Raw genomic sequence first — 25,759 nt, 5'->3', positions numbered from 1 at the left:
GAAGAGATGAAAAATTTAAATGTTCAAACCCATCCTCTACAGGGTGAAGCTAAAGTAGTTAATAAACTTAAAGTTTCTGTATTAGCAGCATCGATTACATTATTGATTGCGCAAAGTACTAATACGTATGCAAGTGATATTGAAATTTATACTAAACCTTCCGCATCTGCGAGTTCGGGTGTGGTTGTGATGATGTTAGATACTTCGGGTAGTATGGATGTATCTAATGTTGGAACAAATGCTTGTGATATTCCTGAAGGTGCAACAAATATAAAATATGATAAAAATAGTAATTCTTATAAGGAAGACTTGCCTGCGCCTGCAAGTTATTCAAGAAGATTTTGTACAGCTGATATACGGACTTATTACTATAGGCAAGTCCCTAAGAAAGTTTGTGATTGGTGGCAATCGTGGTGTACACCAGTCCCAACAGAACAATGGTATTCATGTGGAGTAGGAGGTGCTTTTAATACAAATCTCTGTACAACATTATTAAGTAGTAAACCATCTATAGATGGTTTTACTAAGAATAGTGATAACTATTACTACCTCGAAGAGAAAAATAAAAAAATATACGATCGGATGAGTCGTTTAAAAGATGCTTTGTACACTCTCGCTACAATGCCTGTATATAATGAAACTACAAAAAGTGGTATTAAGTCCGATGTGAAAATTGGCATTGGCACTTTTCCATATGTGGCAAGTGGCGAAAATAATCTTAGGGGGTATATTCGAATTCCTGCAGCAGCGTGGGGTGCTGTGGGTTCCCCACAACGTGAGAAAGTATTAGCATTAATTAGAAATACTAATTTTAAAGGTACAGGTGGTACACCAACTTCAGCAGCTTATGCTGAAGCTGCTGCTTATCTGTTGGGTACAACCACTGGTGGTGGTACATACAGCGGTATAAATTTATCAAAAACAGCAGATGCAGCTCTAGTTTCAGGATCTAATTATGTTTCTCCATTGGATAAATCTGCCGGTGCAGCAGAATGCAGTGGTCAGGGAGTGTATTTTTTAACAGATGGGCAACCACAAACCTTGGAAACAAGTAATACCGCTACGTTAATGAAAAATGCACTTAGAATGAGTGCTGATTATACTTTTAGTAGTGGGTTATCTGGGGGGGCGAATGATGGGGTTAATTTGGGGAGCTATTGGAGCCCTGTGTATGCTAAATCAGATTGGCGTGCAATCGGGTCGTTCGCGAAATCACTTAATGATCCTGATGTGATAAAAAAAGCTTTAAATGTAGAAGAGGCTAAACGTAGTGTATTAACTGCTGTAGTTGGATTCGGTAGCGTGTTTGATGGTACCTATTCATCAATGAATAAAGATGCTCAAAATGCATACGACTGGGGCTTAGCAGCAGAAGATGGGGGGGAGTATGGTGAGGGCGGGTTTATTGCCGCTAGAGAGTCGGAAGAGGTAGTGCGTAGTTTAAATGACTTTATTGGTAAGGTAGGCGGAGCTATCCCGAGTATTAGTACCGGGTCATCGACAATTCCTTTAGACGCTCTCAATCCTGAAATTATTCAGCCTTATTCATATTTTCCACAGTTTGAACCAAAAGTAGATGATGATGCAAAACAACAGTTATGGTTTGGTAACTTAAAAAAATTCCATGTCGTTAATAATGGAGTGTTTGCAGATGAGGCAGGAACGAAGAAAGTTGTCGTTGAAGTAAATAAAAAAAGTAGTTTACAAGATGTACGAGATATTTGGGCATCTGGTGATGCTCCAGAAGGTCTAGCTGTTTTTGCAAAATTTGGTGCTTTGGCTAAGCTGCCTTTAGGTACTTTGATTACAGCAGATTCCAAGATTACAGGGCGTAATTTACTTACAGATTATGAATTTGATAGTGCAGAAAGTGCAGGTAATCAAATTAAGCAGAATTTAGGGTTAGTACGAATTACACATCAATATACAACTGATGCAAAAACCAAGACTGATGATGCCAATCGTATTAAAGGACTCATGGGGCTGCTGGGATATAATATTTCTGATGCCAACCAAGATTTATCTTCTGTACCTGCTGAAATGCGTCAGATGGGAAGTCTACTGCATTCTTTACCTGTTTTACTCACTCAAGAAGGTGAAGCTGTAGCGAAACTAAATGCCGATAAGAAGGTTATAATTGATACAGAAGGCCGTAAAGATTACGTACTCTTTGGTACGACACAAGGCTTATTACATGTAGTTGATGCAGAGTCAGGTGTGGAAAAATTTAGCTTTTTACCTAAAGAAATGGCAGAAAAGCAATATGAATTATTTAAATATGGTGCAGGCACTTGGAATCATGGTAAAGATGGGCTTTATTATGGAGTAGATGGTGAGTGGACTGCTCATACCGTATACGTAAGTAAGGATGATGGTACTTTAACCGTCGATGGTGTGGCTCGAAATGTTGTCGGTGGTGATGAAGGCGAAAAAGAAAACCTAAAGGGTAAGCAATGGGTTTATGGTGGTCTGCGTATGGGGGGCAGAAGTTACTATGCGCTCGATTTAACTGGTTTGAGTAGCTCAAATTCATTTGTACCCAAAATTAAATTTCATATTGATCCAAATACTGGCACGGTAAAACGTCAGCGTGTAAAAACAAATGGCGAAAAAGAGCTAGTTGTAAAGCATTATCCTGCTGTTGAAAAAATGGGACAAAGCTGGTCAAAACCAAAACTTGATTATGTAAATTGGAATGGTCAACGTAAATTAGTTATGTTCGTGGGTGGTGGCTATGATGCAGGTGGTGTGAACGGTGATGGCTTACGCGATGTAAATGGTGTGCGTACAGGGTATGATGGTTACGAAAAATATGATTACAAACAAGACAATGAAATTGGCGCTGGCGTTTATATGTTTGACGCCGACAATGGAGATCTACTCTGGTATTCGAGCAAGACGAAAGCTACAGCAGTTGATACGGATGACATAAAATACAGTCAACCAGATAAATATACTCAAGATGATAACTTGCAATATAGTGTTGTAAGTGAAATTAAAACAGTTGATCGTAATAATGATGGTATTGTTGATCATCTATATTTTGGTGATCTTGCAGGTCAAGCTTTCCGTGTAGATCTTAATAAACCTACCGATCATGGATATACATTTGAGCCTCAAATTACCCGCATTTTAAACTTAAATAATAGCAACGGGAAAAGTCCTAGATTTTATTTACAACCTGTGTTTACAGCGCACCACAGCACGAGTAAAACAGAGGGTGGTAATATTGTAATGGCTACCTTTATTTCAGGGAATAAAAGTTCGCCATTACTGGGTACAAGTGAATCCCCGCAAAAAGATGCAACTGGTTTAACTATGGATGCTGTATATGGTATTTATCAATACGATATTCTTCCTACTGGTGAGTATTATCCAGATAATACTTCGTCTGAAAGTAAAAATAAGGATAAAACGCTTTCAACTGATTCTGTAACGGTTGACCTTAAAAAACTTATGCCGTTAAGTACGATTGTAAATGATAAGACGGCAAAGACTATGCTGGGTGCAAAAATTAGCCCAACCAATGGTTGGGGTGGCTGGTATTATCAGTTGAATAAAAATTTCGATGAAGGTGCTGAGGTTGCTGGTGTTGTAAAAGGAATTACACCTTTGGTTGCGATGGAAGGAAATCTATATGTAACACTTTATGATTCATCAGAAGCCGGTTCTACTGAAACTTGTGGAGCAGGTGTAAAAGGACAAAGTTTTACCCAAAGATTATGTCTACCTACTGGTGTGTGCCAAGAAAAAGCAAATTTTAAATATAATTTAGGTTCAGGCATTGTGAGTTTGAATGTTGGCCCAATGTCAAGCAACAAGGGTAATAAAGGTATTATCATTCCAGATCCAACGCGTGCAGAAAATATGAAGTGTGATGGGGAAGATTGTCCTAATCCGGGTAATCTATTTATTCCAGCTGGCGGCGCTTTGAGATTTATCCCACATCGTTGGTATGAGCGTTATTCAACGAAGGGGCAATAAAATGAAAAATGATTCGTTGCTGTCATCGAAGAATACTAAAGGTTTTACATTAATAGAATTAATGATTGTTGTTGTGATTGTCGCAGTGCTTGCGGCAATTGCACTACCTTCATACCAGCTTTATATTCGTAAGGGAAATTTAGCTCAAGCGCAGCAAGAAATGCAAAAACTAGCTGAGCAACTTGAACGGCATAAAGCCAAAAACTTTAGCTATAAGGGATTTGATGCGGCTTATCTTTATAAGGATAAGGCTGGAACCTTAAGTAGTAACTTTGATGTTGCTGCTCAAGAAGTTCAACTCCCATTGGATACAGCCAATCCTAGATATAAAATATCAATAATTGGTTTTTATGCAGTAAATGAGTATTCAAAAGATGAAGAAGGAAAAATTACTGGAGTAAAGGAAACAGAAATTAAATTTGATAAATTAAACAAAGTAATAAATTTTGATAAAGCAACGCAATCGGATATGTTTGTCATTGGTAGCAATTGGGCAATTCAGGCAGAAAGTCTAGATAATCAAAATTATAAACTATTGCTTAATAGTAGGGGGACGAAGTGTATGAATAAAAAAGATTATACAAAAGTCACCTATCTTACATGCGGTACAGAAGATGAGGGAGCTCAGTCATGGTAAAACAAGGATTTACATTGATTGAAATTATGGTTGTTGTAGCAATTATTGCGATTTTAGCAGCGATAGCATATCCGTCTTATACTGCCTATACAATTAGAACAAATAGAGCTGATGCTCAGTCTGAATTAATGTTCATTGCGCAAAGAATGACGGAGTATAAAGGAGTAAATGGTTCCTTTAATGGGGCAACTGTTCAAAAGTTATATGGTCAAACAACTATTCCCAGAACCAAAGCCTTATATGATGTGTCGTTTGAGCCTTCAGCAGTTGAAGCAACGAAATGGACTTTAGTTGCTAAGCCAAAGGTGTCAACAATGCAAAAAGATAATGGATGGTTGTGTTTGAATTATAAGTCGCAACGTTATTGGGAAAAAGGCATAAATAATTGTAACGGTCTTTCTGCCACCTCTAACTGGGACGGCAAATAACCTCAAATTCAAAATTGTGGATAAACACTTTTTGATCTTTCATTCAGGGCAAATTTCACGTAAAATATTGCCCTCTATGAAAGGGGTTTGAAATGTATCGATGGTCGGTACAGGGATAATCCGTAAAAACTATAAGGTTCTATCATGGTTGTTATTCGTCTTGCACGCGGTGGTGCTAAAAAACGTCCGTTCTATCAAATCATTGTGACTGATAGCCGTAATGCACGTGACGGTCGTTTCATCGAACGTATCGGTTTCTTCAACCCTACAGCTCAAGGTAAAGCAGAAAAACTTCGTTTAGATGCTGACCGTTTTGCTCACTGGGTTTCACAAGGTGCTCAACCTTCAGAACGTGTTGCTTCTTTAGCTGCTGAAGCTAAGAAAGCTGCAGCTACTGCTTAATTAGTAGTAGGTTGCCCATGACACCAACACAGAATGTTCCCGAAGATCGTATTCAGATTGGACAGCTACGTTCAGCATATGGATTAAATGGGTGGCTCTGGGTCTATTCCAATACAGAACCTATGAGCAATATTTTTGACTACCTCCCTTGGTACATTGAGACCAAAGCAGGTTGGCAAACAGTAGATGTAAAACGTTGGAAACCACATGGCAAAGGCTTGGTTGTTTCGCTAAAAGGTGTGAGTGATCGTACCGCAGCAGATAACTTGGTTGGCGCAAATATCTGGATTTCTAAATCGCAACTGCCTCAAGCAGGCGTGGACGAGTATTACTGGTCAGATTTGAAGGGCTTAACAGTGTTAGGTCTTGGAGAAGATGAACAAGAAGTCAACCTCGGTCAAATCCACGAATTGTTTGAAACAGGTGCTAACGACGTGATGGTAGTTCGCGCTACTGCTGACAGTGTCGATAGCGAAGAGCGAATGATTCCATGGCATAAAGATGTAGTACAGCGTGTTGATCTCGAAGCTGGTCGTATCTACGTAAATTGGGGCGTAGATTATTAATCCTTTAAGGATTGACGCAGCAGGAAAATAGAGGAGTCTGCGATGTTTTTTGCAGTCATTACGCTTTTTCCTGAAATGTTTGAAGCGATTACAGCCTACGGTATTAGCGGGCGCGCAGCAAAACGTGACATTGTGCAAGTTCATTGTATCAATCCACGCGAATTTGCTGAGGGCAACTACAAAAGAGTGGATGAACGTCCATTTGGTGGTGGTCCAGGTATGGTGATGATGGCTGAGCCATTAGCGAAAGCAATTCATCGTGCCAAAGAGCTTGCCAAGCAAGCGGGTGCTGTTCATGTCCCTGTGGTGTATATGTCGCCGCAAGGAAAAACCTTAAATGAACCTGCGGTACAAGATTTCGTCAAATATGATGGATTGATTGTATTATGTGGTCGTTATGAAGGAGTTGATGAGCGTTTGATCCAACAATATGTTGATCAGGAATGGTCAATAGGCGATTACGTTTTATCTGGTGGTGAACTCCCTGCGATGGTTTTATTGGATAGTGTGATTCGGAGACTTCCGGGTGCAATGTCTGATGAGCAATCACATGTGCAAGACTCATTTGTGGATGGTCTTTTAGATTGCCCACAATATACCAAGCCAGACCATTTTGAAGGTTTAGACGTTCCTGAAGTATTAAAATCGGGACATCATGCCAATATTGAGAAATGGCGGTTTTTGCAGCGATATCAACGCACTTTAGAACGCCGACCTGAGTTGGTTGAAAAAGTTGAATTGACCAAGCAGCAAAAGAAATGGCTAAAAGATTCTCAGGTTTAAATTTTTTAAATCTTATATTAGGCTCTTTATGCATTGAAGCGGTCAAGCATAAAGGGAAAGTCAATCGGGTCTATGCGCTTTAGCCTCTAGCCCCAGCGATGATTAGACCTCTTCTAACTCGCATAATTGGAGATACCCCATGAGCGGTAAACATCCTTTAGTACAAGCTGTTGAAAATGCACAGTTGAAACAAGACATCCCTGCTTTTGCTCCTGGCGACACAGTAGTTGTTCAAGTAAAAGTAAAAGAAGGTGAGCGTGAACGTCTTCAGGCATTTGAAGGTGTTGTAATTGCTAAGAAAAACCGTGGTTTGAACTCTGCGTTCACAGTACGTAAAATTTCTAGTGGTTTCGGTGTTGAGCGTGTATTCCAAACTCACTCACCAATCGTTGCTGGTATCGAAGTGAAACGTCGTGGTGACGTTCGTCGTGCTAAACTTTACTACCTACGTGAATTGTCTGGTAAAGCTGCACGTATTCGTGAAAAATTACCAGCTCGTAAAGCAAAATAATTTGTCTTACAACGCTGTAAAAAAATGCGCCTTTAGGCGCATTTTTTTATGCAAGAAAGAAAATTATAACCCTTGAAGTTTCAAACGATTGGCATGTTGACGGTAGACTGAAACAGGGTCTGGTGCAAATAAGCCTTTCAAGCCTAATACTTGATTGACTTCATCGAAATGGTTCCACTTATAATTATCACGGATGGTTTTACCCAATTTACTGCTGCATTGGCTCACTAAGCCATCGTTCGGTTGTCCGCTAAATGCAATTGGCCCCATTGCGGTAAAGATCGTGTCTGGATCAAGTAAGTTGGTGGTGTTGGAAATACCTGTCCATGAATAGAAGCTAATGCCATTGGCTACACTTGGGCCATCAGCACATTTGGTTGCAGGCATACCCAGTGAGAATTTTGCATTAAAGGCTTTGACTCCTGGTTGAGACATACTATAGATCGATGCTTTAAAATTTGACGGTAGATTCGACTGCTGGGCGAAGTTAATCACTGGGGTCATTAAGGCATCCATAACTGTCGCTAATACGCCATTTAAAATCGGCACACTCTGTACTAAATCCGCCACAGGTGAACCGTCATTGGTGCCTGCGACTGTACTGACAGAGGCAACCAAATCAGGTCGTACACCAGCAATATATCGAGCCGTAGGACCACCATGTGAATGACCAATTAAATTCACTTTGGGTTTGCCAGTAATGGCAACTACTTGTTCAACTTGGTCTAACAGTTGTTCTCCACGAACTTCAATGGATTCCAACGGGGAGATTTGTGTCGCAAAGGCCGTAGCTTTATGGCTTGCCAAATCGGGAAGAACTTGATACCAATAATCCAGACCAAAAACGGCACCGCCTAAGCGGTTAAAACCAAACATCCCGTGTACAAACACTAGGGGGTATTGGGTTTCAGCATAATTGTCGATGACTTTTTTGGTGGTCGCTTGCTGTATACCCAATTCAGCATGCGTTTGGGTCACTGCCATACTTGCAAGGAGCGTGGCGCAGAGCAATTTTCCTTTCATTTTTCATTCCTTTCTTTTTGTTTTGGTATTCAAACTGTGATTTAGTTCAGTTTGGAAATAGACAAACTCGTCTATTTGACAATTTTTATTGTCATTAAGGATTATAAAAAAAGAAAGTAGAATGTGCGAACTAATCGATGGAATGAAGATGATTTTGTAAATTGATTAATGAAAATATCATTAAACCCTGAATTTACAGGGTTTAATGTATAGCTTTACTAAATTATAAACCTTGAAGTTTTAAACGATTGGCATGTTGACGATAAACGTCGACAGGATCTGGTGCGAACAACGCTTTGAGACCAAGCACTTGGTTGACTTCATCTAAATGGTTCCAGTTGTAGTTATCACGAATGGTTTTACCAAACTTGGCACTACAGCGTGATACGAGGCCATCATTGTCTTTTCCGCCATCGATCAGTAATGCGGTCACTTTTAGGGCTGAGTCTAAATCTAAAATATTGGTGATTTGGCCCACACCTGTAAATGAATAGTTATAAATGCCTTTTTCCACGCTATTGCCATCAGCACAATTGGATTTAGGCAAGCCCAGAGGGAATGCGGTATTGTACTTTGCAGAACCCGCTAGCGTTAAACTTGAACCACCTGCCAATGCATCATGAGGGTAAGTCTTTGGATCTAGACCTTGCGCCCAAACGATGGTTTTAGAGACAAAATTCACAGCTCCAACCAAGGGTGCTTCGACAGCGGTGCCTTCAGCTTTTAAAATTAAGTCTGCAACAGGGGATCCTTGATGAGGTCCTGCAACACTGGTTAATGAAGCCACCACATCTGGGCGAACACCGGCAACATAACGAATCGTTGGTCCACCATGACTATGTCCAATTAAATTCACTTTATCCGCACCTGTGAGTGCTTGGATTTCAAGAACTTGTTGTAGAAGCTGTTCGCCACGCACTTCGGTAGAGTTAAAAGGCGATACGCGAGTTGCCCAAACATTTGCACCATTTCGGGCAAGATCAGGAAGGATTTGATACCAATAGTCGAGTCCAAATGAGTCCGTACCAACGGTAATAAAACCACCCATACCATGGTTGAATACGATTGGATATTTGGTCTTTGCATAGCTGGAACTAGCTTTGGCAGTGACTTGGGTTGCTTGCGATGCAGATACATTACTGATGAACGTAGCTGCAATTAAACCTGCTAAAAATGATCCGTATTTCATGAGCGATCCTCAATGTATTATTGTTTTATGACAATATTTATTGTCACTTCTAATAAAGCAATAAAGATCACCTGTTGCAAATTGAAAAAGATTAACTGTGACGCTAAATGTAACAAAATAAAAGAGCACAATTTATCAGATCGATAAAAGCAAATAAGAGGGCCGAAGCCCCCTTATTGCATTTAAATTTCAACGATAAGAATTAAAGTCCTTGCAGTTTTAAACGGTTAGCATGTTGACGGTACAGCGCCACAGGGTCTTGGGCAAATAGCCCCGTTAAGCCGAACATCATATTGGCTAAATCGGTATGGTTAAGTTTGTAGCTATCGTTAATGACTTTACCGATATAAGCGCTACAACGTGCAACCATACCGTCATTGTCTTTATTGCCATAAGACAATGGCCCGAGTTGCATCAGGATCGTGTCGATATCAAGTAGATTCGTGGTTTGTGCAACACCAGTCCATGAATAGTACTGAATTCCTTTGCTGTCGACTTGCTTTAAGTTTTTGCTGCAATTTTCTGAAGATGCCAAAACACCGTCAGCTACAGCAGATTTTGCAACCGTACTGTTAAATGTAGCAGAACCTGTTTGTGATAATGATTTCATTGAAGCATCGAAATCAATTTCAAGCTCTGGTTTTGCCTGACCCAAAGCAATCAGTGGGCCGACAATATAGTCACCTAAAATATTAAAGGCAGTGCGAGAAAGTGAGTTGCCTTGAATATCATCCGCTACTTTAGAGCCGTGATAGGTTCCTGCAACACCTGTAATAGACGCAATGTACTGTGGTTTTGTTTGAGCAACATACAATACAGTTGGGCCGCCATGAGAGTGACCGATTAAGTTAAGTTTTGGTTTCCCTGTAATAGCCAAAACATCTTCAACTTGTGCAATTAACTGCTCACCACGATGTGCTGTGGTATTTGCAGGAGATAATTGCGCCGCGAATACGGTTGAGCCATTTCGTGCCATATCTGGCAAGATTTGGTACCAATAATCTAGTCCGATGGTGTCGGTGCCGATACGTGACCAACCGAGCCAACCATGCACCATTAAAATTGGATATTTGGTTTTTGCGTAGTCAGATTTTACCGTTTCCTTCACCTGGAGGACGCTAGGCGCAGCTTGAGTGCTTGCCGATATACTCATCGCTAAGCCTGCAACTGCAGCTACAGAGGCCATCTTGGCCGTGTTTACTAAAGATCGCATAAATGTTCCTTGATCTGATGTTGTTTTTATTACTTTTTAATAATGAAAATACTCTCTGTTTTTAAGCAACATCTTTGTGATTGGCCAGGCCATATCTTTGATTTTAGAGAGTTTGAATAGACAAAGATGCCTGGTCATTTTTTCATGCTCGGTTTGAAATTCCATGTCATTTTAGGACATGGACGGCGTTGAGGTGACAAGTATATTTATATACATTCGTCTTTTATTTTTGCTATTTATTTTAGTTGTTATGATTTAATAACTTATTGAATTAATTTATTTAATGCTTACAAGTAAGAAAATTGTAAATAAAAAAGGACGTCCAAAGACGTCCTGTTCACTACTTAAAGGGAACTAACTTTTGGATTAAAGTCCCTGTAATTTTAAACGATTGGCATGTTGGCGATAGAGCGCAACTGGGTCAGGTGAAAATAGGCTGCGTAGACCAAAGACCATATTCACTTCATCTAAGTGGTTGTGATTGTAGTCATCACGGATTACTTGTCCGATGTGGGTGCTACAGCGTCCAACCAAACCGTCATTGTCACGATTTCCATAGGCCAAAGGGGCAAGCTGACTAATCACTGTATCTAGTACATCTAATACATTTGTGGTTTGCGCTGTACCTGTCCATGAGTAGTAATACACGCCATTGTCGACTTTGGCACCCGACTGATTGCAGTTCGCAGCCAGTGCTGCAGTTGGAAATTTTGCATTAAATTCAGCAGAACCTTTTTCACTGATCGCGGTAAGTGATGCATCAACACTGTTGGGTAGACTCGAGTTGCCTTCAGCCCAAGTAATAATCGGTGCTAAGAGTTGATCGCCAAGGACCCCAAAGACTGAGTTAATGGTTTTATTTGCTTGGATTTTATCTGCGACTAGAGAGCCACGATAAGTGCCTGCAACCCCAGTCACCGAAGCCACATATTCAGGTTTGATCGCTGCAATGTAGCGAGTTGTCGGTCCACCATGTGAATGACCAATGAGGTTCACTTTGGGTTGGCCGGTCAGAGCAAGAACTTCTTCGACTTGAGAGAGCAATTGCTCACCACGGACTTCTGTCGACTCTAGCGGAGAAACTTGGGCAGCAAAGGTATTGGCCCCATTACGAGCTAAATCTGGCAAAATTTGATAAAAATAATCCATGCCAAAGCTGTCAAAACCAATGCGAGTAAACCCGAACATACCATGGGTAAACACAATCGGATATTTGGTCTTGGCATAGTTTGCCGAGCTGTTGGCGGTGACATGTTGGAGTCCTGCCGCTGCTTGGGATTGTGTGCTGGCGATCATTGCTGATGCAGCGATGATTGCGCATAAAAGAGCTTGTGGTTTTTTCATCATTTCATCCTGAAATTGAAGTTGTTTTTAAATTGTTGTTTGCAGTTATTCTGCGAAAGGTAATTTTCCACCTTGATCATGCACAGATTCAAAGGTACTGACGCGGAGCTGATCTTCCTTCGATTTAAAATGTTGATTACGGAGTTGCTGCACCGCTTGTTGTTTAGCACTGTCACTCATATTGCTTTTCACAATGCTGTCACGCTCTGTGAGGTATTGATTTACGCTAGATTTCCAAGAGCTGCGCTGGCTGTCTAGATTTTCAAGGCGTTGAGTAGCTTCTGGACCCACTAAATTTAACCGCATTTGATGGATTTCTTCGCTTGAACCACCACGGGCTTTAATGTCTGCTGTGAGCTTGCGTAAATCTTCAAGTTTATTGATTTGTTCCAGATTTTCTTTCCAATCTTCTGGGAGTTCATCAAACAGGGCTTTTAGTTTTTTGGCTTTTTCTGATTCAGACAGTTTTTTGTCATTTACTACTTCCATCCGTTTTAGGGTGTATTCGTGATAAGTATTTTCCTTGCCAAATAAACCTTCAATTTCATAATCAGAAAAGAACTGTTTTCTTAAATTCTGGGTGCTGCTGTAGATCGAGCGATAGTATTGTGGTGATTCTTTGTCGTCGCTTGGTGGCTGTAAATGACCTAACTGTTCACGATATTTCATATAACGATCCCACAAATCATAAATTTGGGACAGCGCAGGTTCTTTATGACCTTGCGCAATGTAGGCTTTAAAATCCTTTTTAATTTGATCTATCGACTTTTCACCATACTGAGTAATGAAATATTCAAAGCAATTCCGTGTTTGTTCATTCACGATCAAACGGTTTGAACCATCCATACTGATTTGACAGTTAACTTCCGTGTCTTGTTGACTTGGACTGAGCAGCGAAGAACCGCTTGTTGCTTGAGCCGTAACGCTTTCGCCCTGAGCTAAAGGCGTATTTTGTTGTTGAATCGATTGATCTGAAGGATCATTTTGTGATGCTTTTGGCGCAAGCCAATATATGAATGCAGCAACTGCGATAACGACCAAGGCTATGATGAGCCAAAGTTTATTTTTTTGCATATCCCAATGCACCTTTATTCCGTTTTTAATTGTTTTAGAGTTCTAAATGCGAACTCAATATGACATAAAACGCAGATAAAAACATAGAAGAGTTGTAAACGTTAGAGGTGGGTTGTTACCATTGCGCTGTTCCTGTATTAGCCAAATTTTGACATGAAAAAAGCCTCTCCTAAGATCCAACGTCGTCCTGTACATGGTGTATTTCTTTTGAATAAGCCATTAGGTATTAGCTCGAATGCAGCCTTACAGAAGGTTCGTTGGCTGTTTCGTGCGCAAAAAGCAGGGCATACTGGTGCGCTTGATCCACTGGCTTCAGGTTTATTGCCAATTTGTTTGGGTGAAGCGACGAAGTTTTCACATTTCTTGCTCGACTCGACCAAGCGTTATCAAACCACCGTCTTTTTAGGACACAGCACCACGACGGGTGATGTGGAAGGTGAGGTATTGATGGAACAAGCTGTACCTGTTTTGACCGAGGCATCTATTCAGCAGGTACTGGCACAGTTCGTGGGAGATATCCAACAAATTCCACCGATGTATTCTGCGCTGAAAAAAGAAGGTCGCCCGCTGTACGAGTTGGCGCGTAAAGGCATAGAAATTGAGCGTGAAGCACGTCCAATTTCGATTTATGCCATCGAGTTATTATCATTTAATGAGAATAGTATTACACTCGACATCACCTGTTCCAAAGGCACGTATATTCGTGTATTAGGCGAAGATATTGCCAAAGCATTGGGTACTTTTGGACATTTAACCTATCTACACCGTATTCAAACGGGTCATTTTGATCTTAACCCAAGCTTTACCATTGAATATTTAGAGAGTCTGTCCGAAGCTGAGCGTGAAGCATTATTGCTGCCGGTGTATTCACCTGTCGATCATTTCTGCAAAGTGCAAGCGCCGGAAGGTCGAGCTGAATATTTTAGTCGTGGAATGGAAAGTAATATTGAGCATGCTGCGGAAGCGCAGGTTTTGGTATTTGATGGGGAACGTTGCTTAGGTCTAGCGGAAATTACCGATCGTAAGCGCTTAGTACCAAAACGTGTATTAAATCTTGAATAGTCATCAACAGCCACTGAAGCCAAATTATGGAAATTGAAATCATCTTAAGCCTGCTATTTTTTGCATTTTTTGCTGGTGCAATTGATGCAGCTGTTGGTGGTGGCGGACTGATTCAAATTCCTGCCATTATGAATGCCATGCCGCACTTATCTCCAGCGACCGTATTTGGCACCAATAAGTTGTCTTCGATCTTTGGTACGGCTTCGGCGTCCTATTCTTTTTTACGCCAAGTCAAACTCCGTTGGAAATTACTTGCGGTCATTGCAAGCTGTGCATTTGTTGCTTCCTTTGTGGGAGCAGCCTGTGTATCAATGATTCCAAAAGAAGTCTTACGTCCTTTCGTTTTGGTCATGTTGATTGTGATTGCAATTTATACCTTTGCCAAAAAACAATTTGGTCAGGTGCATGTACGCCAAGAACTGACTCCTAAAATCCTCGGTTTTGCCGCTATTGGTAGTCTGATGATTGGCTTTTATGATGGCATCTTTGGACCTGGCACTGGCAGTTTCTTTATTTTCTTTTTTATTCGTTATCTACAAGCAGATTTTTTACATGCCTCTGCTTTGTCAAAAGTCGCCAACTTAACCACAAATCTAGCTGCACTGAGTTTTTTTGCGCCCACTGGCCATGTGTTATTTGCGATAGGCTTAATGATGGCTATAGCAAATATTTTAGGCTCGATCGTTGGTGTACGTGCGGCGATTAAATACGGCAGTGGTTTTATTCGAATTCTATTTTTGATTTTGGTGAGTATTTTGATTGTACGGTTGGGTTATCAAACCTTTACGGGACAAGCTTAAAACAAATCTTAACAGAGCGTTGCTGAATTCTGTCGCTGAAATGATTAGTATGAAAATAAGCGACTCGTTTGAGTTGTGGATAATAATTAAATTTCATAATACACAATTAGCTAAGCATCAGAGGTCATCACTACAATGAATATATTTGAAGCTTTACGCCAAAGTCATGAAAAGCAACGTGAACTTGCTGAAAAACTCATTCAAACATCAGGGGATACACCTGAGCGTCGAGATTTATTTGAGCTGCTCAAAAATGAGTTATTTGCTCATGCTGTTGGCGAAGATCGTTATTTTTACATCCCGTTAATGATGACTGATTCAGGCTTAAACATCACCCGTCATGCATTGGCAGAACATCATGAGATGGATGAATTATTAGAGCAACTGACGGAAACTGAATTTAGTAATCCAGGTTGGTTGGCGATTGCGAAAAAATTATCTGAAACGGTACATCATCATTTGCAGGAAGAAGAGCACGGCTTTTTTCAGCAAGCAGGTAAAATCTTAGATGAAAAACAAAAGGAAAGTTTAGCCAAACAATATTTGGCGGAATATAAGAAATACAAGAAAGCAGATAAAGACAGTTTGACGGGCTAAACGCAAGTGAAGCCTGAAGACGAATGCAAAATCAAAAAAAAGACGGCAGAGGCCGTCTTTTTGTTTCAACTATAAATATAAAAATTTAGTCTGATACGCTGCTCGGAGTATTGCGAGAGGAACGTAAAGTCACCCCGACGGATGCCAACATAATGCAGACTAAGGCCACCCATTGCCACGTCCCAATATTTTCGCCAAGCAGAACCATACCTGTAATGGCAGCTAATGCAGGCGACAAACTCGATAAAGTCCCATAACTAAGTTTACTGAGGATTTTTAACGCTTTTAAATCCAGTGCATAAGGTATGGCCGTGGCTAAAATCGCAATTAATAAGGCTTTCGGCCAATATTGGGTATCGAGTAGGGCGGGTGCATTGTTATATAGTCCAATCGGGAGCAAGGTCAGTGTGGACAGTGTGATGGCAATCGTTAGCGCATGCATACCAATATTTTGGTGTACGACTTTTTGCCCGAAATAAATATAGAATGCCCAACAGAGTCCCGCTGCTAAGGCATAGGCTGCCCCAAGTATTGAGAAATTACCATCATGAGCTTGTCCCCAAGGCACCATCAAGGTAATGCCTAAGATTGCTAAAAAGACCCAAATATAATCACTGCTGTTTTTAATGGATAACAATGCCAGACCCAAAGGGCCAATAAACTCTAAACCCACGGCAATGCCTTGTGGCAATTTACCCAGTGACATATAGAACAACACATTCATCAAACAGAGTGCCGCGCTATAGCAGAGCAGATCCCACCATTTTAAAAAAGACAGCCGTTTTAAAATGTGCCATGAACGAAACATTAAGCAGATAATAATTGAAGCAAAACAGAGTCGTAAAATGGTCACACTGAGTGGATCAAGCACCAAAAATAATTGCTTGGCGAATGATGCACTGATCTGATAGGAGATCATGGAAAGTACCATGAAAACGACTGCTAATAATTGTGAGTTTGGCATGCGGCACGCTGTGGTGGGGGGAACAAAGTACCCCAATTTTTAATTCTGCTCAGTATAGCGGTTAATATTGAATTATTGATGACTTTTCAGAGGCAGAAATGCAATTTGCAGGTTTTGAATTTAAAAAAATTGAATATAAAAAATCGTCTTTAAATCGCCACCATTTTTAAATTCAAAATAAAAAATGGAGATATTTTCAAAAGATTAAGGCGGTTTGAATTTAAATTGATTTGGTCTTTTGCGTGGTATAAGTACAGCCAATCGAAGCACTGATAATCACTGCTAATGCCAACCATTGTGTCCATAACAATTGTTCATGCAAAAAGATAAAACCCGAGAGAGCGGCAACAGCGGGTTCCAAACTCATGAGTGTACCGAAACTCAGCGCAGTCATGTTACGTAGCGCAATCATTTCTAGAGTAAAAGGTAAAGCACTAGCTAAGGTCGCAAGTGCAATAAAATACAGCAGACTACTTGGCTCAAACGCCTGTGCCGGCATACCTGCAAAGAGTGCGATGGGCATCAAAACACACATGCCGACGAACATGCCTAAGCAAACGGTATGATTGCCTGAGACCCCTGACGGTTTTTGACCAGCCACGATATAGAGTGCCCAACACGCACCTGCGCCAAGGGCGAGGGCAATGCCCAAGGGATCAAGTCGTTGTGCAGCTTGGTCAAAAGGAAAAAGTAGGATAAGGCCTAAAATAGCCAGTCCGACCCAAATAAAGTCAAATTTTCGGCGTGCAGCAAATAGTGCGACACTGAGCGGACCAATAAATTCAAAAGACACGGCAATGCCGAGCGGGAGACGATCAATCGACAAGTAAAATAGCATATTCATGCCTGCAAGAGCACAGCCATAACTGATAATCGCAGACCATTTGACTTGTTTAAAATTGATCTGCCAAACTTTAAAAATGATCGCCAAGATTAATGCACCGAGCAGTAAACGCATCGCGGATACGGTCAGGATGGGAAACTGACCAAACAGGTACTTAGCGAACGAACCACTGCTTTGCATACTGATCATTGCAATAAGCAAGATCAGTGGTGCTTGTAGAGCAGGGGTAATTTTAAAATTTGGCATAGACTAAATTTTTTTCGATGACTCGAATAGCGGGAGATTGGCAAAAGCCAGATTTTAAAAGTCTACTACAATAAAAAACCACAGCCCGAAGGCTGTGGCTTCAGTGTCTAATTAAATTAGAACAATACGCGAACGCGGATGGTACCTTCAACTTCGTGAAGAGTATCCAAAGCTTCTTTAGATGCAGTTGCATCAACGTCCATTACAAGATAACCCACATCACCTTTAGTCATTAAAGACTGACCAGAGATGTTGATACCGTGTTCAGCAAACAAGTTGTTGATTTTTGAAAGAACGCCCGGCACGTTTTTGTGGATGTGAAGTAAACGGTGTTTACCTTCAGTCAACGGTAACGCGATTTCTGGGAAGTTCACTGCAGATAAAGTCATACCTTTATCAGAGTAAGCAACGAATTTTTCAGCAACTTCAAGACCGATGTTCGCTTGCGCTTCCATCGTAGAACCACCAACGTGAGGGGTTAAAATCACGTTGTCTAAGCCACGAAGTGGAGAAACAAATTCTTCACCGTTTGCTTTTGGTTCTTTCGGGAATACGTCTACAGCCGCACCAGCAATATGACCAGATTTGATTGCATCAGCAAGATCTTCAATGATGACACATGTACCACGTGCAGCATTGAGGAAGATTGCGCCTTCTTTCATTTGAGCAAATTGCTCTTTACCGAAGAAGTTACGTGTAGATGGAACGTCAGGAACGTGTAAAGAAACCACGTCTGCATTCGCAAGAAGTTCACCCATAGAACCGACTTGACGTGCATTACCCATTGGAAGTTTAGTTACAGCATCGTAATAAATTACGTGCATACCTAAACTTTCAGCAAGTACAGAAAGTTGCGAGCCAATCGAACCGTAACCAACAATACCTAAAGTTTTACCACGAGTTTCAAATGAACCAACTGCAGACTTGTTCCAACCACCACGGTGAGTTGAAGCAGATTTTGCAGGAACACCACGAAGTAATAGAATCGCTTCAGCAAGTACTAGTTCAGCAACTGAACGCGTATTTGAGTATGGTGCGTTAAATACTGGAATACCGCGAATCATTGCAGCATTTAAGTTCACTTGGTTTGTACCGATACAGAAACAACCCACAGCAATCAGTTTGTTCGCCGCTTCAAAAACTTCTTCAGTTAATTGAGTACGTGAACGAATACCAATGAAGTGAGCATCTTTAACCGCTTCTTTCAACGCTTCACCCTCAAGCGCAGTTTTACGGTAGTCAATGTTGGTGTATCCAGCAGCATTTAGAGTGTCGATTGCGTTTTGGTGAACGCCTTCTAACAACAAGAAACGAATTTTATCTTTAGGTAAAGAAAGATGTTGGCTCATTACGGCTCCGCTACAAAGGCCAAATTTAGTGCGCATATAATAGCATAGGAAGTCGCCTGATATACATTTCCTTTATGACTGACGTCATGGCTATTTTGGCGAATGATGAGTCAATATTTTTTAGATTTGGTCTAATTAACTTGGTCATATTCCTCGTGACATTTTGAAATCACGTTTTTCTTTGGGTTTTGTCAAAAAAAGCCCAGTTATAGCTTATAATGGTGCCGCTCAAAATCATCATGACCAATTCCCTGACATTTTGATGCGCTCTGTTTCAGGCTTTTTCCCTTGAAATATGCGTTACCGCAGTTTTGACTGAATGAAGTCTGGACCTTTAAAAAACTTGTTTACTTCTTGCAAGGTCTGAAAACGATGAATGCTCCAGTCGCTTTAACCCCAGAGTTATTGACCCAATTGACCGCTATTGTTGGCGAAAGCCGAATTAAAACCGATGCGGATAGTCTCCAAAATTGGGGTCGTGACCATACTAAGCACTTCGATCCAAACCCGTCGGTCGTCGTTTTCCCTTCAAGCACAGAGCAAGTTCAACAAATTGTTAAGCTGGCAAACCAATTTAATGTCGCGATTACCCCAAGTGGCGGTCGTACAGGTTTATCAGCAGGTGCTGTGGCTGCTAACGGTGAAATCGTGGTGAGCATGGACAAGATGAATCAAATCTTGGAATTCTTCCCAGCTGACCGTATGGTTCGCGTACAAGCAGGTGTAGTGACTGAACAACTTCAGAACTATGCTGAAGAACAAGGCATGTACTACCCAGTTGATTTTGCATCTTCAGGTTCATCACAAATTGGCGGTAACATCGGTACCAATGCCGGCGGTATTAAAGTGATTAAATACGGCATGACTCGTAACTGGGTGTTGGGCATGACTGTGGTTACTGGTAAAGGTGACATCCTGCGCTTGAATAAAGGCATGATCAAAAACGCGACGGGTTATGCACTTCAACACTTATTTATTGGTGGTGAAGGTACGCTAGGTTTAGTGACTGAAGCTGAAATCAAACTTGAACGTCAACCCCATGACTTACAAGTGTTGGTTCTCGGTGTGCCTGATTTTGATGCGATTATGCCTGTTCTACATGCCTTCCAAAAGAAAATCGACCTGACTGCATTTGAGTTCTTTGGTGAGCTTGCAATGCAAAAAGTATTGGACAATGGTCATGTTCAACGTCCATTTGAAACACCATGTCCGTTCTATGTATTACTTGAGTTTGAAGCACCATTTGAACCGATCATGGATGCGGCAATGGAAATCTTTGAACATTGCATGGAACAAGGTTGGGTACTGGATGGCGTGATGAGCCAAAGCTTAGACCAAGTACACAGCTTATGGCGTTTACGTGAAGACATTTCAGAGTCAATCGCACCGTTCACACCATACAAAAATGACATCTCAGTTCTAATTACACATGTGCCTGCATTTATTAAAGAAATTGATGCAATTGTGGAAGCGAACTACCCAGACTTTGAAATTTGCTGGTTCGGTCATATTGGTGACGGTAACTTGCACTTAAATATTTTGAAACCTGCGGATTTAAGTAAAGATGAATTCTTTGCAAAATGCCAAGTGGTAAACAAATACGTATTTGAAACTGTGAAAAAATATGACGGTTCAATTTCTGCAGAACATGGCGTGGGTATGACTAAGAAGCCTTACCTCGATTACACACGTTCAGCAGAAGAAATCGAATATATGAAAGCATTGAAAAAAGTATTCGATCCAAATGCAATTATGAACCCAGGTAAATTGTTCGATCTTTAATTTTTTAAAGACGATTGGAAACGCATCTTCGGATGCGTTTTTTATGGCTATAGCATGCTTTTTAGCCGCCTATGGATGAGAAACAGCACGGTGATTTTGTGGAGTGAGGTACTTCTTTTACATTGCTTAAATAGTGTTTTGGACAAATGTTCGGCATGATAGGTCTGAATAATAAATTTGAGTTGGTTCTATGTATCGTTTAATTGCTGTGTCTGCATTGTGTGTGGGGATGTTGGCGGGTTGTGCGACAACGCAGAAAATTGTGTCTAAAGTCGGTTCTTCTGCTACGCCACTCGATCAGGTATTAAAAGAACGTCCTGATTTGCGTAAAGAGCTGTCGACTGTGGAAATTCGTCAGTACTTTAACCGTGTTGAGTCGCCAAATGCGGGGCAGGTGAAAGTGACGGAAACGGGTTTGATGGATGATTCAGTGAAATCGGTTCGTACTATTTATAGTTTTAGATTGGTGGATGGTGACTGGCAGCGTGTAAATACACAAAAGGAATATCAGTGCCAACGTGGTAAAAATACTAAGACTTTCCAATCGGCGAAGTGTCCTTAATAAATCTTTGATTTATAGTTGAAATTTAGGCATGTGTGCCTCATAAAAAGCGTATCGATTGATGCGCTTTTTTATTGGGGTAAATAAGAACAATGAATATTTTAATTGTCGGAAACGGTTTTGATTTATCACATTACTTGCCGACGAAGTATGACCATTTTATGGATGTGATGAGAGCAATTATTAAAAAAGATTTAGGAAAACCAATACAAGATGTTTTTAATAATTCAGTTGATACATTTCCAGAGTTAATATCTAAAGTTTTGGATATAAAAAGTGCATTAGATGAAAAAAGTTATCAAATGAATTTTAATGAACTTTTTTTTAAATCAAGAGATATTAAATTTATTAATAAGACTAAACAAATCTATGATACAACGGCTATTGTTGTTGATTTTGAAGATTTAGTGGAATTTCAGTATAAGTTGAAACAAAACTGTTGGTTTCAGTATTTTAATAATCATGTAGAAAAAATTAAAACATGGATTGATTTTGAAATAAAAATTGAAGAGGTTTTGGGCTCTTTTGGAAAATTAATTAATAGTATAGATAGCAATAATTTAGATTTTAATAATCTTGATCTTAATCTATATGATTTTTTAGATAAAAATTGTATTAAAGTGTTGGAGCATTTTCCTATTTTTAAAGAAGTTGGTGGTGTTTATAAAGTTAATGGGAAAAATTTTGCTATGCCGAAACAATTATATTTAAATTCAAAATTTTGTCATGGTGAAGCTGTTACTAATGGATTTTCATCTTCATCATTTTTAGAGTATTTTAATAAGGCAGTTAGACGATTTTATTGAGATTTTTAATTCATATTTGGAATTAATTATAGATAAATTAAAACCTTTAAAAAAATTAGAACTTTTCATGGAGTCTAAATCATTGTTAGAACTAGGCGAAAACTGCTGGATGGAACCGAATGTAATTTATTCTTTTAATTATACAAATACATATCAACGCCTCCATAACTTGGTAAGAACTGAATATTTACATGGAAGTCATGGCGAAAATCAAAACATTGTTTTAGGTATCTCTGATTTAGACGATGATACTCTAAAAAAAATTAAAGCATTTGGTTTTACTAAATATCATCAAAAATTATTTAAAGATACAGATTATTTATTTTTAGATATCTATAAGAAAAAAATTAAACAGCATAATTTAAAGATTGAATATTTTGAAAAAGATTTTGGGGATAGTGATCCAACAGCGAAGAAATTAGCAAGACAAAATTTAATGGATGTTGATAGTAAATTAAATTTAAACGTTCAAGTTTGGGGACATTCGCTAGATGTTTCTGATAAAGATTATATTATTGATTTATTTAGTTTAAATGATGATATGGACCGAAATGTCCGAGTAATAATTTTTTATTTTGATAAGCAAGCAAAATTTTCACTACTCAATAATCTACTCGCCATTTTAGGTAAAGACAAAGTAGAACAATGGATGAAAAATAAATGGCTAGAGTTTAAGCCTAATCCCGAAGTGAAATTCGAAGTTGACTCAAACTTAGAAGAAGCATCCTAAAACTGTGACACTGAAATCCATTTAGCCTATCGAATCAGCTATCTTTGGTAGGCTAAGATCAAACGATCCTAAATACACTTAAAACAATATGAAAACCCTCGCTTTTATTCACGTCAATGACTCAGGCTCACCGGTCGGTGACTTTGCTCCAGTGACTTCAGTATTTTCCCATTATGAATTGGGCAATACCGTTTCACCATTTTTATTGCTCGACCATTTAGGGCCTGGGGTGCTGAAACCAACCAAACTGAAAAAAGGTGTGCTGGAACACCCACATCGAGGGTTTGAAACCGTCACCTTAGTGTTTAAAGGCGAACTTGAACATCATGATACGACTGGCGGCGGTGGTGTCATCGGAGAGGGCGATGTGCAATGGATGACTGCTGCTTCAGGCATACAACACGAAGAAGTTTTTAGCCAAGCCTTTGCACAGCGGGGTGGAGCATTTGAAATCTTGCAACTTTGGGTCAACCTGCCTGCCAAAGATAAAATGAATCCTGCACGCTATCAGAGCTTAGTCAAAGCTCGTATTCCTGTAGTGGATTTAGCAGATAATGCAGGTTATGTACGGGTCATTGCAGGGCATTATTTAACAGCCCACGGCCCCGCAGAAACACATACACCTATGCAAGTATTTGATGTTTTTGTCAGAGCCAATCAAAGCATCACACTGCCTGCACAGGAAGGGGATACCACGCTGGTATATTTACGTTCGGGCAAACTAAAATTTACTGAAACAGATGAACCGTTAAATGCACAGCATATAGCAGTTATGTCGAGCCAAGGAGAAAATGTCGAATTGACGGCCGGCGAAGATAGCCACATGTTGTATTTATCGGCGCAGCCTTTAAATGAACCCATCTATGGGCGAGGTTATTTTGTGATGAATCATTTTGCAGAAGTCATGCAAGCCTATGAGGACCTAAAACAAGGTCGCTTTATCCAAAAAGCAGACAATGAAAAACCATAAAAGTGGCTAAGTAAAAAGACCAATACAACGCCAGCAAACACTGTTAAAATAGTCGGACTCAAACCGACAGATCGGTTCGTTGAAGTTCATTTTATCTCTATCTAGCGTCTAGTGAATACGACGCACATATGGCGAATACGCCGCAAATTCATTTTTAAAATTAATATTACAGTGCTCGTCATTGGGCTGAAGTGTCTCTCCCTATTTGTCATTTCTAGCTCGACAGCACATATTTGATATGTAGATAACAATGCAAAACGTACAAACCACAAAATTAAGTCGTGCCACCTTAATGTTTCCCTTGGCACTGGTTTTATTTGAATTTTCTGTCTATATCGGAAACGACTTAGTCCAACCTGCCATGCTTGCGATTACCCAAGAGTTTGGTGTGAGTAGTGCATGGGCACCCTCGTCGATGTCATTTTACTTATTGGGAGGTGCTTGTGTCGCTGCGATATTAGGACCTTTGTCAGATCGATTAGGCCGTAAAAAAGTCCTGTTAGGTGGTGTGGCATTCTTTAGCTTATGCTGTTTAGCGATATTGCTTACGCATAATATCGAAAGCTTTTTAACGTTGCGTTTTTTACAAGGTTTTGGTTTATCGGTTATTTCTGCTGTGGGCTATGCTGCTGTACAGGAAACTTTTGAAGAGCGAGATGCCATCAAAGTCATGGCGATCATGGCGAATATTTCACTACTGGCACCACTGATTGGCCCTGTCCTCGGTGCTTTTATGATTGATCACGTGTCATGGCATTGGGGTTTTATAGGAATCGCATTTCTATCTTTTCTGAGTTGGTTTGGTTTAAAAGCCAAGATGCCGACTCAGCACATCAGCATCCCAAAGCAACCGGTGGGTTATATTATCGATGACTTTAAACAGGTGTTAAAAAACGAACGCTTTTTGGCACTGACACTGGGTCTACCGATGGTGGCAATGCCACTGATGCTCTGGATTGCGCTATCTCCAGTCATATTGGTGGAGCAGCTAGGATTGAGTAGTATGCAATACGGCATGGCACAGTTTCCTGTTTTGGGCGGTCTGATCCTCGGTAATATTGTCCTGATTAAAATCATCGATAAATTGCCTCTAGGTCAGTCTGTGATGATCGGGCTACCGCTGATGTTACTCGGGACGAGCCTTGTGGTCATTGGGACGATGACTGAAAGTTATTTTCTGACCTTTCTCATACTAGGAATGAGCTTGGTCAGTTTTGGTGAAGGGATTAGCTTTTCAGTGCTCTATCGATTTGCCTTAATGTCGTCTGAAATGTCGAAGGGCACAGTGGCTGCGGCAGTGTCTGTGATCATGATGCTGACGTTCTTTGCCGTGATCGAAATCGTGCGTGTGCTGTATGAAAACTTTGGCCTTTGGGCCTATAGTTTGGCAGGCTTTACCCTCATTATCTTGTGGTTCAGCCTACCACGCTTGGTGGTGCGAGATATTATGCGACAGCGTAAATTAACGGGTGAATTTTAAATTCGAGTCCATGCCATTATAGAAAAAGCCCAATGCTGTGTAGAACAACATTGGGCTTTTTTATTTGCTCTATACCGTCTTAATTTGATGTTGCAGGTTGTTCTGCATTTTTTAATTTGCGATCGAAAATGAAAGGACCAAAAGGCAATATCGATGCAATTAAGCCCATTAGAAATACGCTGAGCGACCATTTTTGCTTTTCACAGACCACAAATAGCACCACCAAGAAGGCAATAAACAAGACGCCATGTCCCATACCGACGTATTTGACCAATATTGGATTATCCATCAGGTACTTCATTGGCATAGCAATGAACAATAATAATAAAAAGGAGATGCCTTCGAGTAGGCCCACAAAGCGTAAGGTCTTGATATTCATGCGAAGTCTAAATTCAAAGTGATTTCAGCCTTGA

The 25,759-nt window shown here is 40.3% G+C and carries 25 protein-coding genes; 16 read left to right on the top strand and 9 right to left on the bottom strand.

Annotated features, from left to right (window positions below):
• Positions 1–6: 6 nt before the first annotated feature.
• From FTT99_RS07350 to rplS, 7 genes are all read left to right on the top strand, one after another.
• The gene (locus tag FTT99_RS07350) at positions 7–3,984 is read left to right on the top strand and encodes a hypothetical protein (RefSeq protein ID WP_180161346.1); all 3,978 of its coding nucleotides are present in this window, start codon (positions 7–9) and stop codon (positions 3,982–3,984) included.
• Between the two features lies 1 nt (position 3,985).
• Complete coding sequence (locus FTT99_RS16560; protein ID WP_180106862.1) at positions 3,986–4,621, top strand: type IV pilin protein; 636 nt, start codon at positions 3,986–3,988, stop codon at positions 4,619–4,621.
• Positions 4,615–5,049 carry a type IV pilin protein gene (locus FTT99_RS07340; protein WP_180106864.1) on the top strand — a complete coding sequence of 145 codons (435 nt, stop codon included), beginning with the start codon at positions 4,615–4,617 and terminating at the stop codon, positions 5,047–5,049. The genes FTT99_RS16560 and FTT99_RS07340 overlap by 7 nt, the downstream gene beginning before the upstream one ends.
• Before the next feature lie 144 nt (positions 5,050–5,193).
• Complete coding sequence (gene rpsP / locus FTT99_RS07335) at positions 5,194–5,451, top strand: 30S ribosomal protein S16 (RefSeq protein WP_078189354.1); 258 nt, start codon at positions 5,194–5,196, stop codon at positions 5,449–5,451.
• 17 nt (positions 5,452–5,468) lie between these two features.
• On the top strand, positions 5,469–6,017 hold the full coding sequence (gene rimM, locus FTT99_RS07330) for a ribosome maturation factor RimM (protein ID WP_078189353.1): 549 nt from the start codon (positions 5,469–5,471) through the stop codon (positions 6,015–6,017).
• A 42-nt stretch (positions 6,018–6,059) separates the two neighbouring features.
• Positions 6,060–6,800 carry a tRNA (guanosine(37)-N1)-methyltransferase TrmD gene (gene trmD / locus FTT99_RS07325; protein WP_180024307.1) on the top strand — a complete coding sequence of 247 codons (741 nt, stop codon included), beginning with the start codon at positions 6,060–6,062 and terminating at the stop codon, positions 6,798–6,800.
• 139 nt (positions 6,801–6,939) lie between these two features.
• Positions 6,940–7,311, top strand: coding sequence for a 50S ribosomal protein L19 (gene rplS / locus FTT99_RS07320; protein WP_078189351.1), 372 nt, complete (start codon positions 6,940–6,942; stop codon positions 7,309–7,311).
• 63 nt (positions 7,312–7,374) lie between these two features.
• On the opposite strand, the gene FTT99_RS07315 is transcribed toward rplS, so the two are convergent.
• The 5 genes from FTT99_RS07315 to FTT99_RS07295 all read right to left on the bottom strand — a co-directional run bounded on the left by FTT99_RS07315 (position 7,375) and on the right by FTT99_RS07295 (position 13,154).
• Positions 7,375–8,334 (bottom strand): triacylglycerol lipase, encoded by a 960-nt coding sequence (locus FTT99_RS07315; RefSeq protein WP_180132086.1) that lies wholly within the window; start codon positions 8,332–8,334, stop codon positions 7,375–7,377.
• Between the two features lie 223 nt (positions 8,335–8,557).
• A complete protein-coding gene (locus tag FTT99_RS07310) occupies positions 8,558–9,523 on the bottom strand; it encodes a triacylglycerol lipase (RefSeq protein ID WP_180132085.1) in 966 nt (321 codons plus the stop codon).
• Between the two features lie 202 nt (positions 9,524–9,725).
• Positions 9,726–10,736 (bottom strand): triacylglycerol lipase, encoded by a 1,011-nt coding sequence (locus FTT99_RS07305; RefSeq protein WP_180161344.1) that lies wholly within the window; start codon positions 10,734–10,736, stop codon positions 9,726–9,728.
• Positions 10,737–11,102: 366 nt separating this feature from the next.
• Complete coding sequence (locus FTT99_RS07300) at positions 11,103–12,032, bottom strand: esterase/lipase family protein (protein WP_373684604.1); 930 nt, start codon at positions 12,030–12,032, stop codon at positions 11,103–11,105.
• A 93-nt stretch (positions 12,033–12,125) separates the two neighbouring features.
• Positions 12,126–13,154 (bottom strand): lipase secretion chaperone, encoded by a 1,029-nt coding sequence (locus tag FTT99_RS07295; RefSeq protein ID WP_180161342.1) that lies wholly within the window; start codon positions 13,152–13,154, stop codon positions 12,126–12,128.
• 153 nt (positions 13,155–13,307) lie between these two features.
• Between FTT99_RS07295 and truB the strand changes: the two genes are divergently transcribed.
• The 3 genes from truB (at position 13,308) to FTT99_RS07280 (ending at position 15,613) form a co-directional block, all read left to right on the top strand.
• The gene (gene truB / locus FTT99_RS07290) at positions 13,308–14,216 is read left to right on the top strand and encodes a tRNA pseudouridine(55) synthase TruB (protein ID WP_180062885.1); all 909 of its coding nucleotides are present in this window, start codon (positions 13,308–13,310) and stop codon (positions 14,214–14,216) included.
• 26 nt (positions 14,217–14,242) lie between these two features.
• Positions 14,243–15,016 (top strand): TSUP family transporter, encoded by a 774-nt coding sequence (locus FTT99_RS07285; protein WP_180132082.1) that lies wholly within the window; start codon positions 14,243–14,245, stop codon positions 15,014–15,016.
• A 135-nt stretch (positions 15,017–15,151) separates the two neighbouring features.
• Positions 15,152–15,613, top strand: coding sequence for a hemerythrin domain-containing protein (locus FTT99_RS07280; protein WP_078192502.1), 462 nt, complete (start codon positions 15,152–15,154; stop codon positions 15,611–15,613).
• An 85-nt stretch (positions 15,614–15,698) separates the two neighbouring features.
• Here FTT99_RS07280 and FTT99_RS07275 read toward each other — a convergent pair whose 3' ends face one another.
• The 3 genes from FTT99_RS07275 to serA form a co-directional block, all read right to left on the bottom strand.
• Positions 15,699–16,577 (bottom strand): DMT family transporter, encoded by an 879-nt coding sequence (locus FTT99_RS07275; RefSeq protein WP_180132081.1) that lies wholly within the window; start codon positions 16,575–16,577, stop codon positions 15,699–15,701.
• Positions 16,578–16,797: 220 nt separating this feature from the next.
• Entirely contained in the window at positions 16,798–17,667 is an 870-nt protein-coding gene (locus tag FTT99_RS07270) for a DMT family transporter (protein ID WP_180132080.1), read from the bottom strand.
• A gap of 116 nt (positions 17,668–17,783) precedes the next feature.
• Positions 17,784–19,016 (bottom strand): phosphoglycerate dehydrogenase, encoded by a 1,233-nt coding sequence (gene serA, locus FTT99_RS07265; protein WP_180021554.1) that lies wholly within the window; start codon positions 19,014–19,016, stop codon positions 17,784–17,786.
• 372 nt (positions 19,017–19,388) lie between these two features.
• On the opposite strand from serA, the gene FTT99_RS07260 reads away from it, so the two are divergent.
• From FTT99_RS07260 to FTT99_RS07235, 6 genes are all read left to right on the top strand, one after another.
• Positions 19,389–20,798, top strand: coding sequence for an FAD-binding oxidoreductase (locus tag FTT99_RS07260; RefSeq protein ID WP_078189543.1), 1,410 nt, complete (start codon positions 19,389–19,391; stop codon positions 20,796–20,798).
• Between the two features lie 190 nt (positions 20,799–20,988).
• On the top strand, positions 20,989–21,360 hold the full coding sequence (locus FTT99_RS07255; RefSeq protein WP_180004761.1) for a hypothetical protein: 372 nt from the start codon (positions 20,989–20,991) through the stop codon (positions 21,358–21,360).
• Positions 21,361–21,452: 92 nt separating this feature from the next.
• The gene (locus tag FTT99_RS07250) at positions 21,453–22,166 is read left to right on the top strand and encodes an AbiH family protein (RefSeq protein ID WP_180161340.1); all 714 of its coding nucleotides are present in this window, start codon (positions 21,453–21,455) and stop codon (positions 22,164–22,166) included.
• A 16-nt stretch (positions 22,167–22,182) separates the two neighbouring features.
• Positions 22,183–22,896, top strand: coding sequence for an AbiH family protein (locus tag FTT99_RS07245; RefSeq protein WP_218954502.1), 714 nt, complete (start codon positions 22,183–22,185; stop codon positions 22,894–22,896).
• A gap of 88 nt (positions 22,897–22,984) precedes the next feature.
• Complete coding sequence (locus FTT99_RS07240) at positions 22,985–23,866, top strand: pirin family protein (RefSeq protein WP_180130677.1); 882 nt, start codon at positions 22,985–22,987, stop codon at positions 23,864–23,866.
• A gap of 250 nt (positions 23,867–24,116) precedes the next feature.
• Positions 24,117–25,346, top strand: coding sequence for an MFS transporter (locus tag FTT99_RS07235; RefSeq protein WP_180130674.1), 1,230 nt, complete (start codon positions 24,117–24,119; stop codon positions 25,344–25,346).
• A 79-nt stretch (positions 25,347–25,425) separates the two neighbouring features.
• On the opposite strand, the gene FTT99_RS07230 is transcribed toward FTT99_RS07235, so the two are convergent.
• On the bottom strand, positions 25,426–25,725 hold the full coding sequence (locus FTT99_RS07230) for a DUF3817 domain-containing protein (RefSeq protein WP_078189335.1): 300 nt from the start codon (positions 25,723–25,725) through the stop codon (positions 25,426–25,428).
• Positions 25,726–25,759: the final 34 nt, after the last annotated feature.

Origin of the sequence: Acinetobacter sp. YH12040, assembly GCF_013420005.1 — a bacterium.
Lineage (GTDB): Bacteria > Pseudomonadota > Gammaproteobacteria > Pseudomonadales > Moraxellaceae > Acinetobacter > Acinetobacter amyesii.
Note: the sequence above shows the minus strand (reverse complement) of the source record. Positions and strands in the feature narration are given on the sequence as shown.